Source organism: Streptomyces aurantiacus JA 4570 (assembly GCF_000414115.1).
Lineage (GTDB): Bacteria > Actinomycetota > Actinomycetes > Streptomycetales > Streptomycetaceae > Streptomyces > Streptomyces aurantiacus_A.
The window spans coordinates 1-23,050 of record NZ_AOPZ01000537.1; the positions used below are offsets into that span (position 1 = coordinate 1).

Consider the following 23,050-nt stretch of genomic DNA (forward strand, 5'->3'; position numbering starts at 1 on the left):
GGCGCGGTGGCCGCGTCCGTCGCGGCGGGGCTGTTCGTCGCCTCGCCGTTCGGCGGCGACTCGGCCGAGGCCGCGCCGTCGAAGGAGACGGTGGCGATGCTGAAGGAGATCGCGGCGGCCGCGAAGCGCTCGCCCGCGCCGAAGGACGTCCGGGACGACCAGTTCACCTACATCAAGAGCAAGGTGAGCTACCGCTCCGACGAAGGGCAGGACCCCCTGCACCAGCGGGAGATCTGGCTCTCCGTGGACGGCAGGCACACGAGCCTCCTGCACGAGCCCGCGAACGGCCACAAGAACACGCGCATGAAGCCGGAGCTGCCCCTGTTCGTGACCGACAGCAACTACCGCAACCTCCAGAAGCTGCCGACCGACCCGGTCAACATGCTCGACTGGCTGAACAAGGTCGCCGACGAGGAGAACAACGGCAAGCCCTTCGTGGCCGTCGGCGACCTCACCCGCGAGGCCCTGATGCCGCCGGAGCAGGCCGCCGCCCTCTACCTCGCCGCCGCGAAGATCCCCGGTGTGGAGCTGGTGGACGACGCGGTGGACGCGGCGGGGCGGCACGGGGTCGCCATCGCCTGGGAGGACGACGGCGCGCGCCAGGAGTTGATCTTCGACAAGAAGACCAAGCAGTACCTGGGCGAGCGCACCGTCATGACCGAGGACAGGCCGTACGCCGAGAAGGGCGAGGTCACCGAGAAGACCGCCGTCCTGGAGCGGAAGGTCGTCGACAGGGCGGGCGAACGCCCCTAGCGGATCCCTTCCGGGTACGTGACCTGGGGGACCGGGTGCGTGAGGCTGGGCCCATGAGCGATGCCAGGGACACCATCGAGTGGGGTACGAGCCGGACCGAGGGGGACACGCACACGCTCCACTGGGTGCTGCGGCTGCGGCACCCGGTGGCCGAGGTGTGGGCGGCGGTGGCCACTCCGGAGGGACTCCCGGGGTGGCTCGCCGCCGCCGACGTGCTGGAGCCGCGCCTCGGCGGAGCCGTGACGCTGCGCTGGCTCAACCACGAGGACCCGGCCGCGGCCGCGCACTCCGGCCGCGTCACCGCCTGGGACCCGGACGTCGTCGCCGAGTACACCATCGACCTGCACGGGCGGTGCCGCTTCCACCTGGAGCCGGCCGGCACCGGACGGTCGACGCTGCGTTTCACCAACGAGCTGGTCGGCGACGACTCGTTCCGGCGGGACTGCCTCGCGGGCTGGCACAACCACTTCGAGTTCCTGGTGGACGCGCTCGACGGCAGGCCGAAGGACTGGTCGACGTGGAGCCAGGACCGGTGGAGCGAACTGCGGCGGCAGTACGACTAGTTCGCGCCCTCGGGCCCGGGTGCTACGGGCTCACGCGCAGCAGCAGCTTGCCCGTCGTCGCCCGGCCGCCCATCAGCTCGTGCGCCTTTGCGGCCTCCTCCAGGGCGAATTCGGCGGTGACGGGCAGCGTCACGGTGCCGTCGGCCACCGCCCGGAAGGCACGCTCGGCGACCTCGCGCAGGATCAGCGGGTCCGTCTGTGCCAGGGAGAGGATCGAGAAGCCGGTCACGGAGCGGGCGCCCGGGTACAGCTCGGCCTGTCCCACCTGCCACGGCTGCGCGGAGCTCGCGTTGCCGAAGGAGACGAGGCGGCCGAAGACGGCGAGCGCCTCCAGGCTCGCGCGGAAGGTGTCGCCGCCGACCGGGTCGAGGGCGAGGTCGACGCCCCGCCCGCCGGTGGCCGCGCGCGCCGCCGCCGCGAAGCCGTCGCCGACGAACACCTCGTCGTAGCCGTGCTTCCGCGCGTACTCCGCCTTCGCCGCGCTCGACACCACGCCGAACACCCTGGCCCCCGCCGCCTTCGCCAACTGCCCGGCCACGGTGCCGATGCCGCCCGCCGCGCCCTGCACCAGGACGGTCTCGCCCGCGCGCAGCCGCCCCGCCTCGTGCAGCAGGGCGTGGGCCGTGGGCAGGACGGTGGGGAGCGTGGCGCCGGTGCGCGGGTCCACGCCGGCCGGGAGCGGGAAGGTGGTCGTGGCCTCGGCCAGGGCCACCTCGGCGTAGGCGCCGCCCGCCGTCAGGGCGGCCACCTCCTGGCCCACGCGGAGCCCTTCGATGCCCGCGCCGGCCGCCCGGACCCGGCCGGACACCTCAAGCCCGGGCACGAACGGCAGCCCCGGCACGCGGTAGCCCTCGGCGCGGGCCTTGAGGTCGGCGAAGTTCACACCGATGTACGCGACGTCGATGGCGACCTGGCCCGGCCCCGGCTCGGGGGCGTCGGTCTCGACGGCCTTGAGGACGTCGGGGCCGCCGAATTCGTGGAGCTGGACTGCGCGCATGGCTGTCTCCCGGTGCTTGGCACTCGCTTGGTGTTCGATCCGCGTTGAACACTCGGGACTGTATGGTTTCCATCGAACACTCTGCAAGTGCGGGAGGCGGGCGCATGGCGCGAGAAGCGGGTCGAGGGGCGAGTCACCGTGCGGCGCCGGTGCACGCGCGGCTCGACGACGTCACCGTGCAGGAGGCGCTGGCGGCCCTCGCCGATCCCGTACGCCTCACGCTGGTCAGGGAGTTGGCGTCCTCGGACGACTGGACGCGGTCCTGCGGCAGCTTCGACGTACCCGTGGGAAAGCCCGCGCTCAGTCACCACTTCGCGGCGCTGCGGGCGGCGGGTCTTGTCGAGCAGCGCGACGAGGGCGCGCGGCGCGTGAACCGGCTGCGGCGCGAGGAGTTCGACGCGCGCTTTCCGGGGCTGCTCGCATTGGTGCTGCGCGGGGACTGACCCCTCCGGCGCCCGCGGGACCTCAGTCGACCGCGATCGCGTCCAACTGACCCCGCAGATACACGTGCGAGTCGGTGCCCCGCACATCCGTGCCCGGGTCGCACTCGTAGAAGTACACGAGCGACATCAGCTCCTCGGCGGGCGCGTCCGCCGGGGGCGGGAGCACGCGGTGGCGGCCCGAGCGCCAGCGGCCGCCCGTCCAACGCGCCATCAGGTCACCGATGTTGATGGTGAACGCGTCCGGGTCGTACGGCGCGTCCTGCCAGCCGTCGGCGTCCGTGAACACCTGGAGCCCGCCGCGGCCCGCCTGCCGGTCCAGGACCGTCACCGTGCCGAAGTCCGTGTGCGCGCCGATGCGGAACTGGCCCGGCCGCGGTTCGCCGAGGGCGTTCCGGGCCGGGTACCAGTTGATGTTGAAGCCCCAGGTGGGGTGGCCGGTGTGCCGGGTGAAGCGGTCCTCGGGTTCGCCGAGGACGACGGCGAGCAGTTCGAGGAGCTGGTCGGACAGCGTCCGCATCCGGGCGAGGTACGTCTCCACCGGGCGGCGCAGGCCCGGGGTCTCCCGCGGCCAGGTGTTGGGCCTGAACCACTCCGCGTCGACCGCGGCGTCTCCCGTCGGTTCGTCGGCGGCGAAGGAGAAGGACTCCTTCAGGTCCGGCGGCGAGGGGGTGCCTTCGGCGTGGCCGCCGACCTTCGCGGCGTACGCCTCCTTGGCGGCGGGCGGGAGCCGGAAGAAGGTGTGCGCCTCGTGGCGGATGGCTGTCCGCAGGGCGGGGTCCACTCCGTGGCCGGTGACCAGCAGGAAGCCTGCCGTGCGCAGGCCGTTGTCCACGGCGGTGGCGATCTCGGCGCGGGCGCCGGGGGTGCCTGAGCGCCAGGCGCGCAGGTCGACGCTGGGGATCGTCATGCCTTCATGTTGCCCTCGTGGGACGCCCCAGTCCCGCCCCTTCTCCGAAACCAGGGGCCGCGCCCCTGGACCCCGCCCGATCGCCGCTCCGCGGCTCGTCCTCAAACGCCGGAAGCGCCGACAAGGCGGGGGAGAGGGGGCGCAGCCCCCATGGTGGGGGCCGGGGTCAGGGCTCGTCGCGCGGGTCGCGGTCCTTCTCGAGGCCCTTGAGGAAGTCGGGGTTGTCGTCGGGGGCGACCCAGCCACCCCGACGGGAGCTGCCGCCCCCCGCCCGCCCGGACGCAGTCCGTTTCTTGCCGGTGACGAACCAGGCGATCGGCCCGAGCAGCACCTCGCCGAAGAGGAGCACGATGATGACCCACGCCACCTTCGGCAGGTGGCGCACTTCCTTCTCCGGTGTGTTCAGGACGTCGATGAAGGCGTAGATCCACACGGCCAGGACCAGCAGGAACGGCAGATACCTGAGCATGCGCTGGAGTTCCCCCAAGGAGCGGAGTGCGGGCGCCGGGCGCACCCGGTGACGGGGCCAGGGTAGCCGGTGACCGATACTTGACCGCATGGCTTATGACGATCTCCGCTCTCTGCTCCGGGCCCTGGAGCGCGAGGGCGATCTCAAGCGCATCAAGGCCGAGGTCAACCCGTATCTGGAGGTCGGCGAGATCGTCGACCGCGTACAGAAGGCGGGCGGCCCGGCGCTGCTGTTCGAGAACGTCAAGGGCAGCGACATGCCGCTCGCGATGAACGTGTTCGGCACGGACCGGCGGCTGCTCAAGGCCCTCGGCCTGAAGTCGTACGGCGAGATCAGCGAGAAGATCGGCGGGCTCCTCAAGCCCGAGCTGCCGCACGGGTTCGTCGGGGTGCGCGAGGCGTTCGGCAAGCTCGGCGCGATGGCGCACGTACCGCCGAAGAAGGTGAAGGACGCCCCCGTGCAGGAGGTCGTGCTCACCGGCGACGACGTGGACCTGGACCGGCTGCCCGCGCTGTTCACCTGGCCCAAGGACGGCGGCTCCTTCTTCAACCTGGGGCTCACGCACACCAAGGACCCGGAGAGCGGTGTCCGCAACCTCGGGCTCTACCGCCTCCAGCGCCACGACAAGCGCACCATCGGCATGCACTGGCAGATCCACAAGGACAGCCGGAACCACTACCAGGTCGCGGCGAGGAGGGGCGAGCGGCTTCCGGTCGCGATCGCCTTCGGGTGTCCGCCCGCCGTGACGTACGCGTCCACCGCCCCGCTGCCCGGCGACATCGACGAGTACCTCTTCGCGGGCTTCCTCCAGGGCAAGCGGATCGAGATGGTCGACTGCAAGACGGTGCCGTTGCAGGTCCCGGCCCAGGCGGAGGTCGTCATCGAAGGGTGGCTGGAGCCCGGCGAGATGCTGCCCGAGGGGCCCTTCGGCGACCACACCGGTTTCTACACGCCGCAGGAGCCCTTCCCCGCGCTGACCATCGACTGCGTGACGATGCGCAAGCGGCCGCTGCTCCAGTCGATCGTCGTGGGGCGGCCGCCGACGGAGGACGGGCCGCTGGGCCGGGCGACGGAGCGGTTCTTCCTCCCGCTGCTCAAGATCATCGTGCCGGACATCGTGGACTACCACCTGCCCGAGGCGGGCGGCTTCCACAACTGCGCGATCGTCGCGATCGACAAGAAGTACCCCAAACACGCGCAGAAGGTCATGCACGCCATCTGGGGCGCGCACATGATGTCCCTGACCAAGCTGATCGTGGTCGTGGACTCCGATTGCGATGTGCACGATCTGCACGAGGTGGCCTGGCGCGCGCTCGGCAACACCGACTACGGCCGTGACCTCACCGTCGTCGAGGGACCCGTCGACCACCTCGACCACGCCTCGTACCAGCAGTTCTGGGGCGGCAAGGCGGGCATCGACGCGACGAAGAAGCTGCCCGAGGAGGGCTACACCCGGGACGGGGGCTGGCCCGACATGGTCGAGTCCGACCCGGACACGGCGGCGAAAGTCGACCGCCGCTGGAGGGAGTACGGCCTGTGAGTTCCGCTTCCGCCGCACTGCCGCAGCAGCCCGGCCGCACCAAAGCCTTCCTGCGCCTGGTCATGATCGAGCACTCGGTCTTCGCGCTGCCCTTCGCCTACATCGCCGCCCTGACCGCGATGTTCCAGTGGGACAAGAACATCCACTGGGGCCGGCTGCTGCTCGTCACGATCTGCATGGTCGGTCTGCGTACGTTCGCCATGGCCGCGAACCGGATCATCGACCGCGAGATCGACGCCCGTAACCCCAGGACCGCGCACCGCGAACTGGTCACGGGCGCCGTGTCCGTGAAGTCCGCCTGGACCGGCGCGCTGATCGCGGTCGTCGTGTTCCTGGGCTCCGCCGCGCTGCTCAACCCGCTGTGCCTGGCCCTCGCGCCGGTCGCGGTGATCCCGATGGTCGTCTATCCGTACGGCAAGCGGTTCACGAACTTCCCGCAGGCGATCCTGGGCCTCGCCCAGGCCATCGGGCCGATCGGCGCCTGGCTCGCGATCACCGGCGAGTGGTCGTGGACGGCCGTGATCCTGGGCCTCGCGGTGGGCGTGTGGATCGGCGGCTTCGACCTGATCTACGCCTGCCAGGACGTGGAGACCGACCGGGAGGTCGGCGTGCTCTCGGTGCCGGCGCGGTTCGGCATCCCGGCCGCCATCTGGGGCGCGCGCGGCTGCCACCTGGTGACCACGGCGCTGTTCGCCTGGTACGCCGCGGAGACCGGCGCGGGCGCGTTCCTCTGGCTCGGCCTCGCGATCGTCGCCGGCGCGTTCGTCTACGAGCACTCCATCGTGAAGCCGCACGACCTCTCGCGGCTCAACCGGGCCTTCTTCCAGGTCAACGGCTTCATCGGCATCGCGCTGTTCGTCTGCGCGCTGCTCGATCTGCTGGTGCGCGGGCTGACCGTCTAGGCTCAGGGCGTGAAGCCAGGAGATACGCAGCGTAAGCCTTGGATCGTGGGGGTGTCCGGCGCCTCGGGGACCCCGTATGCCGCAGCGGTGCTGCGTGCGCTGCTCGCGGCCGGGGAGAGCGTGGACCTGGTGGTCTCGCGGGCCTCGCGGCTGACGATCCTCGACGAGACGGGCATCGCCTTCCGGGACGCGCACTGGCAGGAGGACCTGCGGGAGTGGCTGGCCCGCGGCGCCGACGGGAAGCCGGGGACCTTCGAGGTGCCGGTGGACGACGTGCGGTACTGGGCCGCCGGGGATCTGGCGGCGGGGCCCTCGTCGGGGTCGTACGCGGCCAAGGGGATGCTGATCGTGCCCGCGTCCACGGCGTGCGTGGCCGGGGTCGCGCTCGGCCTTTCGAAGGATCTGCTGCAGCGCTCGGCGAGCGTGACGCTCAAGGAGAGCCGGCGTCTCGTCGTCTGCGTACGGGAGACACCGCTGAACGGGCAGACGCTGAAGCACCTGGTGAGCCTGGACGAGGCGGGCGCGGTCGTGCTGCCCGCCTCTCCGGCGTTCTACGCGGGGGCGACGCACATCCAGGATCTGGTGGACTTCGTCGCGGGGCGGGCCCTTGACGCGGCAGGGGTGCCGCACGAGCTGTACCGCCGGTGGAAGGGGGAGCTCGGAAGCTCCCGCGAGGGTTAGCGCTTCTTCGCGGCGCGCTGCTTCTTGGCCCTGCGCGCGGCGTCGGCGGACTGATGGACACGCGAGCGGTTGGCCAGATCCTGCAGCTCGCGCATGCGGGCGTAGGCCATCTCGATCGTGTACACGGGGAACACTCCTGAAGAAATCGAAGGATCGTCGTTGATCGGCTGAGATTCCGAAAGATTCACAGGGTTTGAACCCTGCAACGCCTTAGATTCTACACGTAGACTCAGGAAAACGCTAAATAATGAAAGGCTCAGACCTATGGACGCCGTGGACAGGCAGCTCATCCAGGCTCTGCGCGAGAACGGCCGCGCCTCCTACGCCGAGCTCGGGCGCCTCGTCGGCCTCTCCGGCCCCAGCGTCACCGACCGCATCAACCGCCTGGAGGCGGCCGGCGTCATCACCGGCTACCGCGCGACGGTCGACTCCGCGTCCCTCGGCCTCGGCGTCACCGCGCTGATCGGCATCTCGCTCTCCGACGCCGCCGACCACGAGGACGTGGCGCAGCGGCTGCGGGACCTGCACGAGATCGAGGACTGCTGGTTCATCGCGGGCGACGACTCGTACATGCTCAAGGTGAGGGTGTCCGACGTGGACGGCCTGGAGAAGACGATCCGCAGACTCAGCGGCACCAAGGGCGTCTCGCGGACGCGCACGACGATCGTGCTCTCCACGAAGTGGGAGAACCGGGTCGGGGAACTGCCGGAAGAGGCGTAGGCGTACGGTTGGTCGGGTCTGTCGCAGGTCGTCGGAGAGATAGAGGTACGGGCAATGGACGCAGGGCTCAAGCGCGATCTTGAGGAGAAGGTTCGCGCCGGTGAGCGGTTGTCCCGCGAGGACGGCATCGCCCTGTACGAGTCCGACGACCTGGCCTGGCTCGGCGGGCTCGCGCACGAGGTGCGCACCCGCAAGAACGGCGACGTCGTGCACTTCAACGTGAACCGTCACCTGAACATGACGAACGTGTGCACCGCCTCCTGCGCGTACTGCTCCTTCCAGCGCAAGCCGGGGGAGAAGGACGCGTACACGATGCGCATCGAGGAGGCGGTGAAGCTCGCCAAGGCGATGGAGGGCGAGAATCTCACCGAGCTGCACATCGTCAACGGCCTGCACCCGAACCTGCCGTGGCGCTACTACCCGCGCTCCCTGCGCGAGCTGAAGGCCGCGCTGCCGGACGTCTCCCTGAAGGCGTTCACGGCCACCGAGATCCATCACTTCGAGACGATCTCCAAGCTGAGCGCGAGCGAGATCCTGGACGAGCTGATCGACGCCGGCCTGGAGTCGCTGACCGGCGGCGGCGCGGAGATCTTCGACTGGGAGGTCCGGCAGCACATCGTGGACCACCGCACCCACTGGGAGGACTGGTCCCGGATCCACCGGCTCGCCCACGAGAAGGGCCTGAAGACCCCGGCCACGATGCTGTACGGCCACATCGAGGAGCGGCGGCACCGGGTCGACCACGTGCTGCGGCTGCGGGAACTCCAGGACGAGACCGGCGGCTTCCAGGTCTTCATCCCGCTGCGCTACCAGCACGACTTCGTGGACATGAAGGACGGCAAGGTCCGCAACCGGCTGCAGGCGCGGACGAAGATGGCGTCCGGCGCCGAGGCCCTGAAGACCTTCGCCGTCTCCCGGCTGCTCTTCGACAACGTGCCGCACGTCAAGGTCTTCTGGGTCATGCACGGCGTCGCGACCGCGCAGCTGGCCCTGCAGCACGGCGCCGACGACATGGACGGCTCCGTCGTCGAGTACAAGATCACGCATGACGCGGACAACTTCGGCACCCCGAACAAGCTCGGCCGTGACGACCTGCTCGACCTCATCCGCGAGGCCGGGTTCCGCCCGGTCGAGCGGAACACCCGCTACGAGGTGATCCGGGAGTACCCGGGCCCCGACCGCGCACTGCGGGAGTCGCCGCAGCCGATGCGGTTCTGACCCCCCTCTTGCCCGGCGCGGGCCCCGTGCTTCACTGGAAGGGCTCGTCCCGCTCGGGCACTCTCGGGCTATTTCGGAACGGAAGAGTGGATTGACATGCTCCGCTACACGCTGATGCGACTCGGGGTCTTCGCGGGCTGCTTCTTGGTCGTCTGGGGCCTCGTCTACTCCGGCATCGTGCCCCGCGGTCTCGGCGGGTCCAACCTGCTGTGGGTGGCCCTGCTCTCCCTGGTGGTCTCGGCCCCGATCAGCTTCGTGCTGCTGCGCAAGGAGCGCGACCGCGCCTCGGAGAAGGTCGTGGCGAAGGTCGACAACGTCAAGGCCAGCCTGGAGCGCAACCGTACGCAGGAGGATGTCGCCGACGACGCGGCGCGCACGCAGTCGTAAGGCACGCAGTCGTAAGGTTCGTCACACGCATCGAACCCCGGTACCGGAGCTTGTCGCTCCGGTACCGGGGTTTCGCCGTTTCTGGGACCCTTGAGTCGCCTTCTACCTCAAACAAGTCCTTTGATGAACTCAAAGTTCAAGTGTTAACGTGTTCGACATGAAGACAGCAGCCGCACCCCGCATCGCCATGAGCGTCCCGCTCGTGGCGCGGCTGCATGTCGATCTCTGCCGCTGCGTGTCCGCGGCCTGTTGCCGCGTCTGAACCACCTCACAGACCCACAGCAGCGGTGCCCGCCGGCCCTTCGCGGTCGCCGCTCCTTCATGTCCCCCGTCTTTACCCGGAGTGTGTCCGTGTCCGCGAATTCCGCTTCCCCCGCCGAACCCAAGCCCGGGTTCCGGATACCGAAGTTCCTCAAGATCCCCTTTTGGGCGCAGATCCTCGGCGGTCTGGTCCTCGGTGTCCTGCTCGGCTGGCTCGCCCGCAGCCAGGACATCAGCTGGCTGGTCACGACCCTGTCGAAGGTGGGCGACACCTTCATCGGCCTGCTGAAGCTGGCCGTCGCCCCGCTGGTGTTCTTCGCGATCCTCATCTCGATCACCAACCTGCGCAAGGTCAACAACGCCGCCCGGCTCGCGACCCGCACCCTGCTCTGGTTCATGATCACCTCGCTGATCGCGGTCGCCATCGGCCTCGTCATCGGACTGGTCACCAACCCGGGCGCCGGCACCGGCCTCACCCCGAAGGACGGCGCCAAGCCGGAGGACACCGGCTCCTGGATCGACTTCCTCACCGGGATCATCCCGACCGACGTCATCACGCCGTTCACCGAACTGAACGTCCTGCAGATCGTCTTCATGGCCGCCGTCGCGGGCGTCGCCATCCTCAAGATCGGCGACGAGAAGGCCAAGCCGATCCTCGACCTCAGCGAGTCCGTGCTCGCGCTGCTGCAGAAGGCCCTGTGGTGGGTCATCAAGCTGTCCCCGATCGGCACCATCGGCCTCATCGGCTTCGCCATCGCGGACTACGGCTGGAACCTCATCAGCAAGTACGCCACGTTCACCGCCGACATCTACATCGGCTGCGCCCTGGTGATGTTCGGCGTCTACCCGCTGCTGCTCTCCACGGTCGCCAAGGTCAACCCGCTGCAGTTCTTCAAGGGCGCCTGGCCCGCGATCCAGCTCGCCTTCGTCTCGCGCTCCTCGGTCGGCACCATGCCGGTCACCCAGCGCGTCACCGAGCGTCTCGGCGTACCGAAGGAGTACACGTCCTTCGCGGTGCCCTTCGGCGCCACCACCAAGATGGACGGCTGCGCCGCGATCTACCCGGCGATCGCCGCGATCTTCGTCGCGCAGATCTTCGACGTCGACATGGGCATCAAGGAGTACCTGCTCATCGCGTTCGTGTCGGTGGTCGGCTCGGCCGCGACGGCCGGTCTGACGGGGGCGACGGTCATGCTGACCCTGACCCTCTCCACCCTCGGCCTGCCCATGGAGGGCGTGGGTCTGCTCCTGGCCATCGACCCGGTCCTGGACATGATGCGCACGGCCACGAACGTCGCCGGACAGGCGCTGGTCCCGGTCGTCGTCGCGGCCCGCGAGAACATCCTCGACAAGGAGGCGTACGAGACCGCCTCGTCGTCGCCGCTGGACGAGCCCCTGCCCGCCACGGCGTGACCGCGTGACCCCGTGACCGTGTGGCACGGGTGACGTCCGGCCGTCCGTAGGTTGATCTTTGGATGATGTCCGGGTGACCTACGGCCGGAGCGGAGGCCGCCGTACGCTGACCGGTGGACGGTTGGTGCGGAAGGCGGGGGCCGGAGTGGCGGATGTGAAGGCTGCGAAAGCGGCGAAGGCGGCGCCCGCCGCGAGCGGGGGCAAGGGCGGGCGGCAGAAACGGATGCCCCGGGCCGTGCGGGAGCGGCAGATGCTCGACGCGGCCGTGCGCACGTTCGGCCAGCGGGGCTACCGGGCCGCGTCCATGGACGAGATCGCCGAGCTCGCCGGGGTCTCCAAGCCGCTGGTGTATCTCTACCTGAACTCCAAGGAAGAGCTGTTCACCGCCTGTATCCGGCGCGAGGCGGCCGCGCTCACCGAGGCCGTGCGGGACGGCGTGACCCCCGGCGCGCCCGCCGACCGCCAACTGTGGGACGGGCTGCGGGCGTTCTTCACGCACACCGCCGAACACCCCGACGCCTGGGCCGTCCTGCACAGCCAGGCCCGCACCGTCGGTGAGCCGTTCGCCGCCGAGGTCAACGTGTTGCGCGAGGAGATCGTCGCCTTCGTGACCGTGCTCATCGCGGACGCCGCGCGCGAGGCGCACCACGACCCGTCGCTGCCCGACCGCGAGGTCGCGGGCCTCGCCCACGCGCTGGTCGGCGCGGCCGAGTCGCTGGCCGGCTGGGCCAACGCGGAGCCGTCGGTCTCCGCGAACCAGTCCGCGGCGACGCTGATGAACTTCGCCTGGGCGGGGCTCGGGAACCTGATGGAGGGGCGGCGCTGGTCACCGGTGCGGTAGCTGGTGCGGGGCCTTCGTCGTCGCCCTCAGGTGCACCCGGCCCGAGGGCCCGCGCAGCTCGAACGCCTCGCCGTCGGCGGCGTACGTCACCACGCCGGGCAGCAGTACGGGCGACCTGAACTCGGCGGCCAAATAGAGCGTTCCATCTACTGAAGAGGTTGTGGTCCGGGCTTCCCGGCGGTGCTCGGCCACGCAGCGCGCGAACGTCCACATGCCGTGCGCGATGGCGCGCGGGAAGCCGAAGGGGCGGGCCGTGAGCGGGTGCAGATGGATGGGGTTGCGATCGCCGGACACGGCGGCGTAGCGGCGCCCCAGGTCCTCGGGGAGCCGCCAGTCCGCGCGGGCGGGAAGGGGTTCTGCCGGGGGAGCGGGAACGCTTGTGGTGTCGGTGGGCCTGCGGTGGCGGGACAGATAGGTGCTGCGGGACTCCCACACCGGCGCGCCGTCGACGCCCGCGTGGGTGACGACCGTGGCCTCGGTGCCGCGCCGATGGGGGGCCAACTTCGCCGCGTACGTGGTGAGTTCGAGCTCGTCGCCGGGGAGCGGGGCGCGGTGCTGGACGATCTCGACGGACGTGTGCACGAGCCCGAGCAGCGGCAGCGGGAAGTCGCGCGCCGCCATCAGCCGCATGGTCTGGGGAAACGCGAGGACGTGCGGATATGTGACGGGCAGCGGGTCGTCGCCCGCCCCGCCACCGCCCCCGCGCTCGGCGGCGAACCCACAGAGCCGCTCGTACGCGACGAGCCGCGCGACGTCGACCCGCACCCGGTCGGTACGGGCACCCGGCAGCGGGGCGTCCGGCCGGGGCCGCTTGAAGGGCGACGAGACCGCTCCCCGAACGAGAGTGAGCGCGAGCGACGTCATGGGCGACCTTTCTGGCGGAGGGTGCGGAGGGTACGTACGGAAAGGCGATGTGCCCGGCCTAGGCCCCCAGGAGGCTCTGGCCGCAGACCCGGATGGTCTGCCCGTTCACGGCGCCGGTGGCGAGCCAGGCGACCGTCTCCGCGACGTCGACGGGGAGCCCGCCCTGCCCGAGGGAGTTCATGCGGCGGCCCGCCTCGCGGATGAGCAGCGGGACGGCCGCCGTCATGCGCGTCTCGATGAAGCCAGGGGCAACCGCGTTCACCGTCACGCCGTACTCCGCGAGGGCGCGCGGCGCGAGGGAGCGTACGAAACCGACGATGCCGGCCTTGCTCGCCGCGTAGTTGGTCTGCCCGGCGTTCCCGGCGATGCCCGCGATGGACGCCGTGGCCACGATCCGCCCGCCCCGCCGCACCGTGCCGGACTTCAGCAGGAAGTCCGTGGTGCGCAGCACGCTCGCGAGGTTGACGTCGACGACCGAACTCCAGCGGTCCGCCGCCATGTTGGCGAGCCGGCGGTCACGGGTGATGCCCGCGTTGTGCACGAGGATGCCGAGGCCGTCCGGCAGCGCGGCGGCGATCCGCCCGCCCGCGTCGTCCGCGGTGATGTCGAGGGCCAGCGCGGTGCCGCCGACGCGCTCGGCGACCCGGACCAGGTCCGGCTCGGCCGACGGCACGTCGAGCACGACGACGTGCGCGCCGTCGCGGGCGAGCACCTCGGCCACGGCCGCGCCGATGCCGCGCGCGGCGCCGGTGACGAGGGCGGTGTGGCCGGCCAACAGGCGGGCCGGGTGCGGGAGTTCGACGACCTGGCCGAGGTCGGGGTCGGGGTCGGCCCACGCCTCCGCCTCCGCGGCCACCTCGTCGGCCGCCTCGATGACCTGCCCGCTGACGTACGCCGACTTCGGCGAGAGCAGGAAGCGCAGGGTCGCCTCGGCGGCGGGTGCCGACGGTGTACGGACGAGCTGGACCGTCCTGCCCCGGCCCAGCTCCTTGCCGAGGGAGCGGACGAAGCCCTCCAGGGCCTGCTGGGCCGCGGCCTGGTGATGGTCGTCGGGGGAGAGCGGGGCGCCCAGGACGACGACGCGCCCGCTCGGGGCTATGGACCGCACGACGGGGTGCAGGGTGGCGTGCACGTCACGGAGCGCGGCAACCGTGGACACGCCCGTCGCGTCCAGAACGACAGCGGCGGGGCGGCGGCCGCCCAGCGGCCCGGCGTGCGGGGGCAGGCCGGTGCGGGTCAGCGTCTCGTGCAGGCCGGCGAGCGGGATGTCGCCCGCCGTGAGGAGCAGCAGCGGCCCGCCGAGGCGCGGCCGCCGGGGCGACCACCGGTGCAGGGGGACGGGCTGCGGCAGGCCGAGTCTGCGGGTGAGGAAGCGGCCGGGGGCGGTGCGGGTGAACGTCGCGTAGCGGTCGGCCATGGGCCCAGCTCCCGGCTCAATCGTGCTCTGTCCTGAATTTACTTCCGAGTAAGGTTACTTGGGAGTCAGGCGGCTGGTCGAGGGGGCGGCCGGAGAAGGATCGAGGGGTGAGAGCGCTCGCACCGGCGCGTTCGCGAAGCGGGCGCCGGGGCCCGAATGTCACGCAGGGTGACTGACCTGAACGGGCGAGGTGGCCCCGGGCCGCCTAGGGTGACCGGAGGGGAACCGCACCTCTTGGAGGTCGCCGTGCGCAGCACACCCGCGCTCACCACCGTCGCAGCCCTGGCACTCGCCCTCGCGGGCCTGCCCGCGGCGGCGGACCCGTCCGGGCCCGCGGAGCCGGACCTCAGGCGCTTCTACACGCAGAAGATCAAGTGGGCCGCCTGCAAGCCCGACGTGCAGAACCTGCCGGAGGACGTCACCAAGGACAAGGACGTGAGCTGCGGCAAGGTCACCGTCCCGCTGGACTACGCGAAGCCCGGGCGCGGCACCATCGGCCTGGCCCTGATGAGGGTGAAGGCGAGCGGCGACAAGCGCGGGTCGCTCCTGGTGAACTTCGGCGGCCCCGGCGGGGCGGGCGTCGCCGGGCTCGCGGGCGCCAAGAAGGACTTCGGGTACGTGGGCAAGGGCTATGACGTCGTGGGCTTCGACCCGCGCGGTGTGGGCCTGAGCGCCCCGGTGAGCTGCGGCGGACAGCCGGAGGAGGAACCGGAGGCGGACGCCGACGACGCCGGGGCGGTGCTGCGGCAACTGCGGGAGACGGCCGCGAAGTGCGCGAAGGAATCCGGCCCCGTGCTGCCGTACATAGGCACCGTGAACGTGTCCAGGGACCTGGACGTGATGCGCCGGGCGCTCGGCGACAAGAAGCTCAACTACCTGGGTTTCTCGTACGGGACGCGGCTCGGGGCGGTGTACACGGCGCAGTTCCCGAAGAAGGTCGGCCGGATGGTGCTCGACGGCGTGGACACCCTGACGGAGAACGTTCAGGAGCAGGGACTGGTCGGCGCGGAGGGACGGCAGACCGCCCTGGACAACTTCCTGCTGTGGTGCACCAAGAACGCCGGCTGTGTCTTCGGCGAGGACTCGCGGATGGCCCGGCACGCCATGGTCAAACTCATCGACGACCTCGACGCGTATCCGCTCAAGTCCATGGACGGCGAGGAGTTCACCGGCCAGGACGTGGTGAGCGTGCTCGGCACCGCGCTCTACAGCAGACAGGCGTGGCCCGCCCTGTCCCAGGCGCTGGGCGCGCTGCTCGCGGACGGCGACCCGCGGGCGCTGCTGCGGATGGGCGGCAGGCCGCAGGGCGCGCGCACCGAGGTGCCCGAGGACAACTCCGACGCCGCCCTCATGGCCGTGAACTGCGCCGACGACCCGGACCGGCCGGGCGCCGAACGCGTCGAGAAGGAGATCGGCCGCCTCCAGACGGAGTTCGAGGAAGCCTCGCCCGTCTTCGGCAGGTCGATGCTGCTGCCCGTGCTGCTGTGCTTCGGGCGGCCCGCGGGCACGGACTACATCCGGGACGACGTGCGTGACGTAGACGCCCCGAAGTTCCTGCTCGTCGGCACGCGCGGCGACCCCGCCACGCCGTACCGCTGGACGGAGGAGACCGCCGAGCGGCTCGGGTCCTCCGCCGTCGTCCTCGACAACAAGGGCGACGGGCACACCGGGTACTTCGGCTCGAAGTGCGTGAAGGACAAGGTGGACGCGTTCCTGCTGTACAAGCAGCTGCCGAAGAACGGGAGTTCGTGCGCGGCGGAGTGATCCCCGCGGCGCCCCCCTACGGCCGGGCCGAGCGGGCCGCCGTGTCCAGGCCCAGCATCGCCGCCTCGTCGGCGCTGCCCGGCTCCGCCTGGTAGGTGACCAGGCGCTGGCCGCCCGTACGCGCGAGCCGCATCACCTCGTACGTGAGCGTCATCGGGCCCACCTTGGGGTGCGCGAACCGCTTGCTGCCGCCGCCCCGCTCACGCACCTCGTACCGGTCCCACATGCGGGCGAACTCCGGGGACTTCAGGCAGAGTTCACCGACCAGGGCGGCGAGCTGCGGCGAGTTCGGGTCGCGGCCGCCGACCGCGCGCAGGTGTGCCACCGACTGGGCGACGGTCTCCTCCCACGGCACGTACAGCTCCCGGCCCACCGGGTGCAGGAACAGATAGCGGGTCACGTTGCGCTGCTCGGCCGGCCAGTCCCACACGCCCGGCATCAGGCGGCGGCCCGGGGTGTTCGCGGCGAGGAGGTAGTTGTGCGGGCTGACCACGTACGCGGGCAGCGGGCGCAGCGCCTCCAGCATCCGCAGCACCGAGTCGCGCACCGTGAACTCCGTGGTGGGGTGCGGCTCGGTGAGCCGGCCCGAGGCCAGCTCGGCGAGCTCGCGCAGCCGCTCGTGGGCGTCGCCGCTCAGGTGCAGGACCCGGGCCAGGGCGTCGATCACGCCCGGTGAGGGGTTGGTCTCGCGGCCGCGTTCCAGGCGCGTGTAGTAGTCGACGCTGACCCCGGCGAGCGTCGCCAGCTCCTCGCGGCGCAGCCCCGGTGTGCGGCGCAGGCCCGTGCCGGCGGGGAGGCCCGCGTCGGCGGGGCTGATCTGGGCGCGACGGGCGCGCAGGTAGCGGCCCAGCTCTGTCCCCCTGCCATCGGTGTTCATCCGTCCATTGTCCGTGGTCGGCCGGGATCGTGGGGGGCCGTGTCAGGGCCAGGAACAGCGCGGTCTGCCGCGGGGTGCGCGGGCGGCGCAGGGTGAGTACGGCCCACCCGGCCGCCCGCCTTCGTACCACCCTCGTCCCCGGGAGTTCCGCATGCCGTCCACCCTTCCGCGCCCCACGCGGACCATCGCGCCCCCGGCGCCCGCGCCGGGCCCACCGGCAAGGACCGCGGGGGCCTCCGTCGCCCTCGTGGCCGCGCTGCTCGGCTTCACCGTCATCACCGTCGACGTGTCGGCCGTGAACATCGCCCTGCCCGGGATCCGGGCGGACCTGCACGGCGGCATGACGGGCCTGCAGTGGGTCGTGGACGCGTACACGCTGATGTTCGCCGCGCTGATGATCTCGGCGGGAGCCCTTGCGGACCGGGCGGGCGCGCGGCGCGCGTACGCCTGGGGCACCGGCCTGTTCGCGCTCGCCTCGCTGGCGTGCGCGCTCGCGCCGGACATCGGGACGCTGATCGCGGCCCGGGTGGCGCAGGGCGCGGCCGCCGCGGTGGTCATGCCCGCCTCGCTCGCGCTGATCCGGCAGGCGTACGACGACGCGCGGCGCCGGGCCCGCGCCATCGCGCTGTGGACGGTGGGCGGATCGGTCGCGATGGCCGCGGGCCCGGTGCTCGGCGGGGTGCTGTCGGAGACCGTGGGCTGGCGGGCGGTGTTCCTCCTGAACCTGCCCGTCGGCGCCCTGATCCTGGTCCTGCTCGCCCGCACCGCGCCGTCCCCGCGCCGCCCGGCCCCGCTGGACGTGCCCGGCCAGCTCACCGCCGTCACCGCGCTCGCCGGACTCGCGTACGCCGTCATCGAGGGCGGCCACGCGGGCTGGACCGACCCGGCCGTGCTGTCCGCCGTGGCGGTCGCGGTCCTCGCCGGTGTCGCCTTCCGCGCCGCCGAGAAGCGCCACCGCGCGCCGATGGTGCCGCTGCCGATGCTGCGGCAGCGCGAGGTCGGCGTCTCGCTCGCGGTCGGGTTCGCGGTGAACGCCGGTTTCTACGGGGTGGTGTTCCTGCTCGGCCTGTACTGCCAGCAGCTGCTCGGCATGTCGGGGATCACGACGGGCCTGATGTTCGTGCCGCTCGCCGTCCTCATCACGTCGACGAACCTCGTCTCGCCGCGCCTGGCGGAGCGGGTCGGCCGCCGCCCGGTGATCGTGACGGGCCAACTCGTCCTGGCGGCCGCGATGTTCGCCCTCCTCCCGCTCGCCGCCGACACCCCCCTCTGGCTGGTCCTGCTGCTCCTCGTGCCGACGGGCATCGGCGGCGCGCTCGCCGTCCCCGCCCTGACGGCCCTCCTGATGGACACCGTCCCCGCCCACCGCGCCGGCACGGCCTCCGGCCTCCTCAACTCCCTGCGCCAGACGGGCGGGGCCCTGTCGGTGGCGCTGTTCGGCGCGCTGATAGGCGGGGACGGATCCGGTGCGGACACCTTCGCGGTGGACGGGATGCGACAGGGGCTGGTGGTGGTGGGCGTGACGCTGCTGCTCACGGCGGGGGTCTCGGCGTGGCTGCTCCCGCGCCCCGTAAGGGGCGCGGGGAACTGCGCGACCAGCCCCCACCGGGCCCGCAGGTGAACGAGTGCCTAGCAGTTACTCCTAGCCGGCTTGCCGGCGAACCGGTCCGCCAGCCACTGTGCCGCGAGTGGCGACTGCGTAATAACGCCACTCACATGCTCCCCGAGCGGAATGGTGTGCCACTCCACATTCGCGCCCTTCGCGCACCAGTCGGCGCGGACCTGCTTACCGACCCCGTACGGGATGAGCTCGTCGGCCAGCGCATGGTAGAGGTACACGGGCGCGTCCGGCGCGTGAGTCCCGACCCGGGACTCACGCAGCCGCTGCTGCCAGTCCGGCTGTTCCAGCGGATTCTTGGTCGTCATGTCCTTGATCCGCTTGAACGAGCCGAGCACCGCCCCGTCCGCCACGCAGCTGTTGCGCAGCGCGCCGATCAGGGTCTTGCCCGCCGGGTTCAGATACGACTCCAGCTTCAGCTCGGGGAACGCCGCGTTCTGGCCGATGGCCGCCATGAAGATCAGGCCCGAGCCGTACGAGCCGTCGTTGAAGGCGGCGACCTTCATCAGGTCGCCGGGCACGCCGCCCGTCGCCGTGCCCTTCACCTTGAGGTCGGGGGCGTACGAACCGTGCAGCTCCGCCGCCCAGGACGTGGCCTGGCCGCCCTGCGAGTAGCCCATGATGCCGACCGGCGAGTCCTTCGACAGGCCCGCCTCGGGCAGCCGGATCGCGGCGCGCGCGGCGTCCAGGACCGCGTGGCCCTCCGCCCGGCCCACCGTGTACGTGTGGTCGCCGGGCGTGCCGAGGCCCTCGTAGTCGGTGACCGCGACCGCCCAGCCGCGCAGGGTGAGCTGCTGGATGAGGTTGGCCTCCAGGGTCGTGCCCCGGGGGAAGCCCGCGCTCGGCGCGCAGTGGTCGCCGACGCCGACCGTCCCGACGGCGTAGGTGATCAGCGGGCGCGGTCCCGTGCGGCCGTCCTGGGGGACGATCACCGTGCCGGAGACCGTGTTCGGCGTGCCCTTCGCCGTGGTCGAGCGGTAGTGGATCTTCCATGCCTTGGTGTTCGTGGGCTGGCCGGGCAGCGGGTGGAAGGCGCTCGGCTCGGAGCTGACGACGTCACCGGGCGCGGCGGCGGGGGACCGGTCCTCCGCGGTGGAGGTCTCGGCGTGCGCCGCGGTCGTGAGGGTCGCGGCCGTGAGGCCGGCCGCGGCCGCGAGGGCGAGGGCTCTGAAGCTGGTGCGTACGTGCATGCGGCTCTCCCAACGGTTCGTGGGGGACGGGACGTTCGGGCGGGGGGCGCCCGGGCGCCCGGGCGCCCGGGGGACGTGCAGGCGTCGACCGTAGTGACTCGTGAGTAAGGTTCGTGCTGACGGGAAAGCTCAGCTTTGTTGACCTGGTGTACCAGCCCCGGCCGGGCGGGACGGTGAACCGGCGCCGTCGGCCCCCGGCGCGTCGGCCCGGTACGCGCCCGGTGCCTCCGCCGCGTACGCCCCCGGCGCCTCCGCCCGGTACGCCCCGGGCGTCGTCCCCGTCCACCTCCGGAACGCCCGGTGGAACGCCGTGTCCTCGGAGAACCCGAGCCGCGCCGCGAGCTGCGCGATCGGTTCGCGCCCCTCCGCGAGCCCCGCTATCGCCGCGTCCCGGCGCACCGCGTCCTTCAGCCGCTGGTACGACGTGGACTCCTGCGCGAGCCGCCGGCGCAGCGTCGCCGGGCTCATCGCGAGCCGCGCCGCGATCTCCCCGAGCGACGGCAGCCGCGGCGAGGACCGCAGCGCCACGGCAAGGGCACGCCGCACCTGTTCGGCGACCGTCGTCCCGTACTCCCGCCGCGACAGCAGGTCGAACGGCGCCCGCCGCAGCATCGCCGCGAGGGCGTCCTCGTCCCGCACCAGCGGCGCCCGCAGCCAGTGCGGGTCGAGCCCGGCCCCGGTGCGCTCCGCGCCGAACCGGACCGGGCAGCCGAAGAGCAGCTCGTACTCGTCCTTGTGCGGGGGCGGCGGATGCCCGAAGTCGGCCCAGCGCAGCGTGATGCGGCGGCCGATCAGCCAGCTGCACAGCCGGTGCCAGATGATGACCAGGCACTCCGCGAGGAAGAAGTCCTGGTCGAGGTCGTTGCGTACGGTGAAGACGACGCCGTCGTCCGTGTGCGTGAGGGCGAGGTCCGGGCCGCCGGGGAAGAGGCCGTAGAACGTCACCCCGCGCTCCATGGCCGCCCCCAGGTCGCGGCAGCCGAGCGCGGCGTAACACATCATCGCGAACGTGCCCGGCCTGCTCGGCGACGAGCCGAGGCCGAGGAACTCGTCGTCCGTCGCGCGGTACAGCTGCCGGAACAGGCGGGCGAACTGCGCCGCCGTGATGCGGGCCCGGTCGTCCCCGAGCAGCAGCGGCGGTATCTGCGCGGCCTGCAGCAGCGGCACGGTGTCGATGCCCCCGCGCTCGGCACCGCGCAACACGGCCCGCACATGGTGCACGGTGATCGTCCGCCTGGCCATGACCATGACGTTAGCCGCCGGGGGCGCCCTCAAGAAGGGTGTGACGGGAGCGCACCGGGGGAGCCCGGATGGTTGGCCGAATCGCCCCGTGACGGGGGCGCCCTGTGCGCCGGAGCGGAACCGGGCCGGTGAGCGCGGCGGTCAGCGGTGGTGACGTTTCGCGTCATCCCGCCCGGCCGGGGCCGCTCCCTAGCGTCGTACGCATGACGCAACGGCCAAGGACCCTGTCCGTTCTCGCGGAGTGGGCGGCGGACCGCCACGGCGGCCTGCCCGCTCTGCGGTTCAAGCGCGACGACGCCTGGCAGGAGGTCACCTACGAAGGGCTGCGCGCCGCCGTACGGGACGTGGGGTGCGCCCTCGTCGGGCTCGGCGTGGAGCCGGGCGACCGGGTGGCGGTCCTCGCCGAGACCCGGGCGGAGTGGACGTACGCGCACTTCGGGGCCTTCGCCGCGGGGGCCGTCGTGGTGCCGGTGTATCCGACGGCCGGCGACGACGAGGTGACGTGGGTGCTCGGCGACTCCGGGGCCTCGGTGGTGCTCTGCGAGGACGCGGCGCAGGCGGCCAAGGTGGAGCGGCTGCGGGGGAAGCTGCAGGGGGTGCGGCGGGTGGTGGTGATGACGGGGGCCGAGGCGTACGCGGGGGCCGGGTCCGGCCCGGTCGGCGTGCTGCTGGAGCGGGCCGGCGCGCGCGGCCCCGACGACCCCGCGACCATCATCTACACCTCCGGCACCACGGGACCGCCCAAGGGCTGCGTGCTCACCCACGGCAACATCGGCGCCGTGCAGGACGCCTCGCTGCCGCTGATCGAGGGCGGCCCGGGCGACGCCACGTACCTGTATCTGCCGCTCGCCCATCTGCTCGCGCAGCTCATCGAGTTCACCACCCTCATCGAGGGCGGCACGCTCGTGTACTTCGGCGGCCGGATCGAGAACGTCGTCGCCGAGCTGGCGGAGGCGCGCCCCACCCATCTGCCGTCCGTGCCGCGCCTCTTCGAGAAGGTGCACTCGGTGGTGCTCTCCCTCGCGGAGTCGCAGGACGGCGGGCGCGACCGCTTCGAGGAGGCGGTACGGATCGGGGTGCTCGCGGCCGACGGGGTGCTGCCGGACGAGTTGCGGGACGCGTACGAGGCGGCCGACAAGACGCTGTACGGGCCGGTCAGGCAGGCGCTCGGCGGGCGCGTGCGGTGGGCGCTCACCGGCGGCGCGCCGATCGCCCCGCACGTCCTGGACTTCCTGCGGGCCTGCGGCATCCAGGTCTTCGAGGGGTACGGGATGACCGAGTCCGGCGGCGTCATCAGCCTCAACCACCCCGGGGCCGTGAAGTACGGGACCGTGGGGCGGCCCATCGCGGGCTGCGAGGTGCGCGTGGCGGACGACGGCGAGGTCCTCGCGCGCGGCGCCAATGTGTTCCCCGGCTACCACGCCGACGAAGCCGCGACCCGCGCGGCCCTCGACGACGACGGCTGGCTGCACACCGGTGACCTGGGCTCCTTCGACGAGGACGGGTTCCTGCGGATCACCGGCCGCAAGAAGGACCTCATCATCACCTCGGCGGGCAAGAACCTCACCCCGTCCCTGTCCGAACTCGCCCTCCAGGCATCGCGGTTCGTGTCCCGCGCGGTGATGGTGGGCGACCGGCGGCCGCACCCCGTCGCGCTCGTCACCCTGGACGCGGAGGAGATCGCGGGGTGGGCGGCCCGCGCCGGTCTCGACCTCACCGAGCCGGTGTCGGCCGACCCGCGGGTGCGCGCCCTCGTCCAGGAGGCCGTGGACGCGGCGAACGCGCAGGTGTCGCGGCCGGCCCGGATCCGCGCCTTCGCCGTCCTTGACGAGGACTTCACGGTGGAGGACGGCCTCCTGACGCCGAGCTTGAAGGTGCGGCGACGGGCGGTGACGGAGCGGTACGCGGCGGTGGTGGAGAGGTTGTACGAGGAGGGGTCGGGGGCGGGTGAGAGGGTCTAACCCGGGTGATCGGTACGTGAGT

Annotated in this window: 23 protein-coding genes; 14 read left to right on the forward strand and 9 right to left on the reverse strand. The window is 71.9% G+C overall.

Translation table 11 applies throughout. The features are described 5' to 3' along the window. Together STRAU_RS37505 and STRAU_RS37510 are read left to right on the forward strand one after the other, a co-directional pair. Positions 1-753: CU044_5270 family protein (locus STRAU_RS37505; protein ID WP_052029447.1), on the forward strand; the 753-nt coding region annotated here is incomplete at its 5' end. A gap of 53 nt (positions 754-806) precedes the next feature. Beyond that, positions 807-1,316: an SRPBCC domain-containing protein gene (locus STRAU_RS37510; RefSeq protein WP_016645608.1), complete on the forward strand. Its 510-nt coding sequence runs from the start codon at positions 807-809 to the stop codon at positions 1,314-1,316. Between the two features lie 22 nt (positions 1,317-1,338). Here STRAU_RS37510 and STRAU_RS37515 read toward each other — a convergent pair whose 3' ends face one another. After that, positions 1,339-2,313, reverse strand: coding sequence for a quinone oxidoreductase family protein (locus tag STRAU_RS37515; protein WP_016645609.1), 975 nt, complete (start codon positions 2,311-2,313; stop codon positions 1,339-1,341). A 104-nt stretch (positions 2,314-2,417) separates the two neighbouring features. On the opposite strand from STRAU_RS37515, the gene STRAU_RS37520 reads away from it, so the two are divergent. After that, positions 2,418-2,756, forward strand: a complete 339-nt coding sequence (locus tag STRAU_RS37520; protein ID WP_037664548.1) for an ArsR/SmtB family transcription factor — start codon at positions 2,418-2,420, stop codon at positions 2,754-2,756. Between the two features lie 22 nt (positions 2,757-2,778). Here the strand turns inward: STRAU_RS37520 and STRAU_RS37525 are convergent, their stop codons facing one another. Both STRAU_RS37525 and STRAU_RS37530 read right to left on the reverse strand, forming a co-directional pair. Continuing rightward, positions 2,779-3,663, reverse strand: a complete 885-nt coding sequence (locus STRAU_RS37525) for an isopenicillin N synthase family dioxygenase (RefSeq protein ID WP_016645611.1) — start codon at positions 3,661-3,663, stop codon at positions 2,779-2,781. Between the two features lie 166 nt (positions 3,664-3,829). Next, positions 3,830-4,132 carry a PLD nuclease N-terminal domain-containing protein gene (locus STRAU_RS37530; RefSeq protein ID WP_037664549.1) on the reverse strand — a complete coding sequence of 101 codons (303 nt, stop codon included), beginning with the start codon at positions 4,130-4,132 and terminating at the stop codon, positions 3,830-3,832. Positions 4,133-4,220: 88 nt separating this feature from the next. On the opposite strand from STRAU_RS37530, the gene STRAU_RS37535 reads away from it, so the two are divergent. The 3 genes from STRAU_RS37535 to STRAU_RS37545 are packed head-to-tail and all read left to right on the forward strand — an operon-like array spanning position 4,221 to position 7,255. Beyond that, complete coding sequence (locus STRAU_RS37535; RefSeq protein ID WP_016645613.1) at positions 4,221-5,672, forward strand: menaquinone biosynthesis decarboxylase; 1,452 nt, start codon at positions 4,221-4,223, stop codon at positions 5,670-5,672. Further along, the gene (gene mqnP / locus STRAU_RS37540) at positions 5,669-6,574 is read left to right on the forward strand and encodes a menaquinone biosynthesis prenyltransferase MqnP (RefSeq protein ID WP_016645614.1); all 906 of its coding nucleotides are present in this window, start codon (positions 5,669-5,671) and stop codon (positions 6,572-6,574) included. The genes STRAU_RS37535 and mqnP overlap by 4 nt, the downstream gene beginning before the upstream one ends. Before the next feature lie 9 nt (positions 6,575-6,583). Further along, positions 6,584-7,255, forward strand: coding sequence for a UbiX family flavin prenyltransferase (locus tag STRAU_RS37545; RefSeq protein ID WP_037664551.1), 672 nt, complete (start codon positions 6,584-6,586; stop codon positions 7,253-7,255). Here STRAU_RS37545 and STRAU_RS44335 read toward each other — a convergent pair. Beyond that, on the reverse strand, positions 7,252-7,380 hold the full coding sequence (locus tag STRAU_RS44335; protein ID WP_259300108.1) for a hypothetical protein: 129 nt from the start codon (positions 7,378-7,380) through the stop codon (positions 7,252-7,254). The genes STRAU_RS37545 and STRAU_RS44335 overlap by 4 nt on opposite strands. Positions 7,381-7,519: 139 nt before the next feature. Between STRAU_RS44335 and STRAU_RS37550 the strand changes: the two genes are divergently transcribed. The 5 genes from STRAU_RS37550 (at position 7,520) to STRAU_RS37570 (ending at position 12,095) form a co-directional block, all read left to right on the forward strand. Continuing rightward, positions 7,520-7,975, forward strand: coding sequence for an Lrp/AsnC family transcriptional regulator (locus STRAU_RS37550; RefSeq protein WP_016645617.1), 456 nt, complete (start codon positions 7,520-7,522; stop codon positions 7,973-7,975). Positions 7,976-8,029: 54 nt separating this feature from the next. Next, on the forward strand, positions 8,030-9,193 hold the full coding sequence (gene mqnE, locus STRAU_RS37555) for an aminofutalosine synthase MqnE (RefSeq protein ID WP_016645618.1): 1,164 nt from the start codon (positions 8,030-8,032) through the stop codon (positions 9,191-9,193). Positions 9,194-9,289: 96 nt separating this feature from the next. Next, the gene (locus STRAU_RS37560; protein WP_016645619.1) at positions 9,290-9,580 is read left to right on the forward strand and encodes a DUF4229 domain-containing protein; all 291 of its coding nucleotides are present in this window, start codon (positions 9,290-9,292) and stop codon (positions 9,578-9,580) included. Positions 9,581-9,901: 321 nt separating this feature from the next. Then, complete coding sequence (locus tag STRAU_RS37565) at positions 9,902-11,254, forward strand: dicarboxylate/amino acid:cation symporter (protein WP_078621745.1); 1,353 nt, start codon at positions 9,902-9,904, stop codon at positions 11,252-11,254. A 223-nt stretch (positions 11,255-11,477) separates the two neighbouring features. Continuing rightward, on the forward strand, positions 11,478-12,095 hold the full coding sequence (locus tag STRAU_RS37570) for a TetR/AcrR family transcriptional regulator (RefSeq protein ID WP_037664559.1): 618 nt from the start codon (positions 11,478-11,480) through the stop codon (positions 12,093-12,095). On the opposite strand, the gene STRAU_RS37575 is transcribed toward STRAU_RS37570, so the two are convergent. Together STRAU_RS37575 and STRAU_RS37580 are read right to left on the reverse strand one after the other, a co-directional pair. Beyond that, on the reverse strand, positions 12,081-12,959 hold the full coding sequence (locus STRAU_RS37575; protein WP_016645623.1) for a MaoC/PaaZ C-terminal domain-containing protein: 879 nt from the start codon (positions 12,957-12,959) through the stop codon (positions 12,081-12,083). The two genes, STRAU_RS37570 and STRAU_RS37575, sit on opposite strands and share 15 nt — an antisense overlap. A gap of 58 nt (positions 12,960-13,017) precedes the next feature. Further along, positions 13,018-14,376, reverse strand: coding sequence for a 3-oxoacyl-ACP reductase (locus STRAU_RS37580; protein ID WP_016645624.1), 1,359 nt, complete (start codon positions 14,374-14,376; stop codon positions 13,018-13,020). Between the two features lie 234 nt (positions 14,377-14,610). Here STRAU_RS37580 and STRAU_RS37585 point away from each other — a divergent pair, with 234 nt between their 5' ends. After that, the gene (locus tag STRAU_RS37585; protein WP_016645625.1) at positions 14,611-16,140 is read left to right on the forward strand and encodes an alpha/beta hydrolase; all 1,530 of its coding nucleotides are present in this window, start codon (positions 14,611-14,613) and stop codon (positions 16,138-16,140) included. A 16-nt stretch (positions 16,141-16,156) separates the two neighbouring features. On the opposite strand, the gene STRAU_RS37590 is transcribed toward STRAU_RS37585, so the two are convergent. Then, positions 16,157-17,017: a helix-turn-helix transcriptional regulator gene (locus STRAU_RS37590; RefSeq protein ID WP_016645626.1), complete on the reverse strand. Its 861-nt coding sequence runs from the start codon at positions 17,015-17,017 to the stop codon at positions 16,157-16,159. 151 nt (positions 17,018-17,168) lie between these two features. Here STRAU_RS37590 and STRAU_RS37595 point away from each other — a divergent pair, with 151 nt between their 5' ends. Beyond that, a complete protein-coding gene (locus STRAU_RS37595) occupies positions 17,169-18,638 on the forward strand; it encodes an MFS transporter (RefSeq protein ID WP_078621747.1) in 1,470 nt (489 codons plus the stop codon). Positions 18,639-18,646: 8 nt separating this feature from the next. On the opposite strand, the gene STRAU_RS37600 is transcribed toward STRAU_RS37595, so the two are convergent. Further along, the gene (locus STRAU_RS37600; RefSeq protein ID WP_016645629.1) at positions 18,647-19,825 is read right to left on the reverse strand and encodes a lipase family protein; all 1,179 of its coding nucleotides are present in this window, start codon (positions 19,823-19,825) and stop codon (positions 18,647-18,649) included. A gap of 129 nt (positions 19,826-19,954) precedes the next feature. Continuing rightward, the gene (locus tag STRAU_RS37605; RefSeq protein WP_106968173.1) at positions 19,955-21,067 is read right to left on the reverse strand and encodes an AraC family transcriptional regulator; all 1,113 of its coding nucleotides are present in this window, start codon (positions 21,065-21,067) and stop codon (positions 19,955-19,957) included. 203 nt (positions 21,068-21,270) lie between these two features. Between STRAU_RS37605 and STRAU_RS37610 the strand changes: the two genes are divergently transcribed. Continuing rightward, positions 21,271-23,028, forward strand: a complete 1,758-nt coding sequence (locus tag STRAU_RS37610; RefSeq protein WP_016645631.1) for an AMP-dependent synthetase/ligase — start codon at positions 21,271-21,273, stop codon at positions 23,026-23,028. Positions 23,029-23,050: the final 22 nt, after the last annotated feature.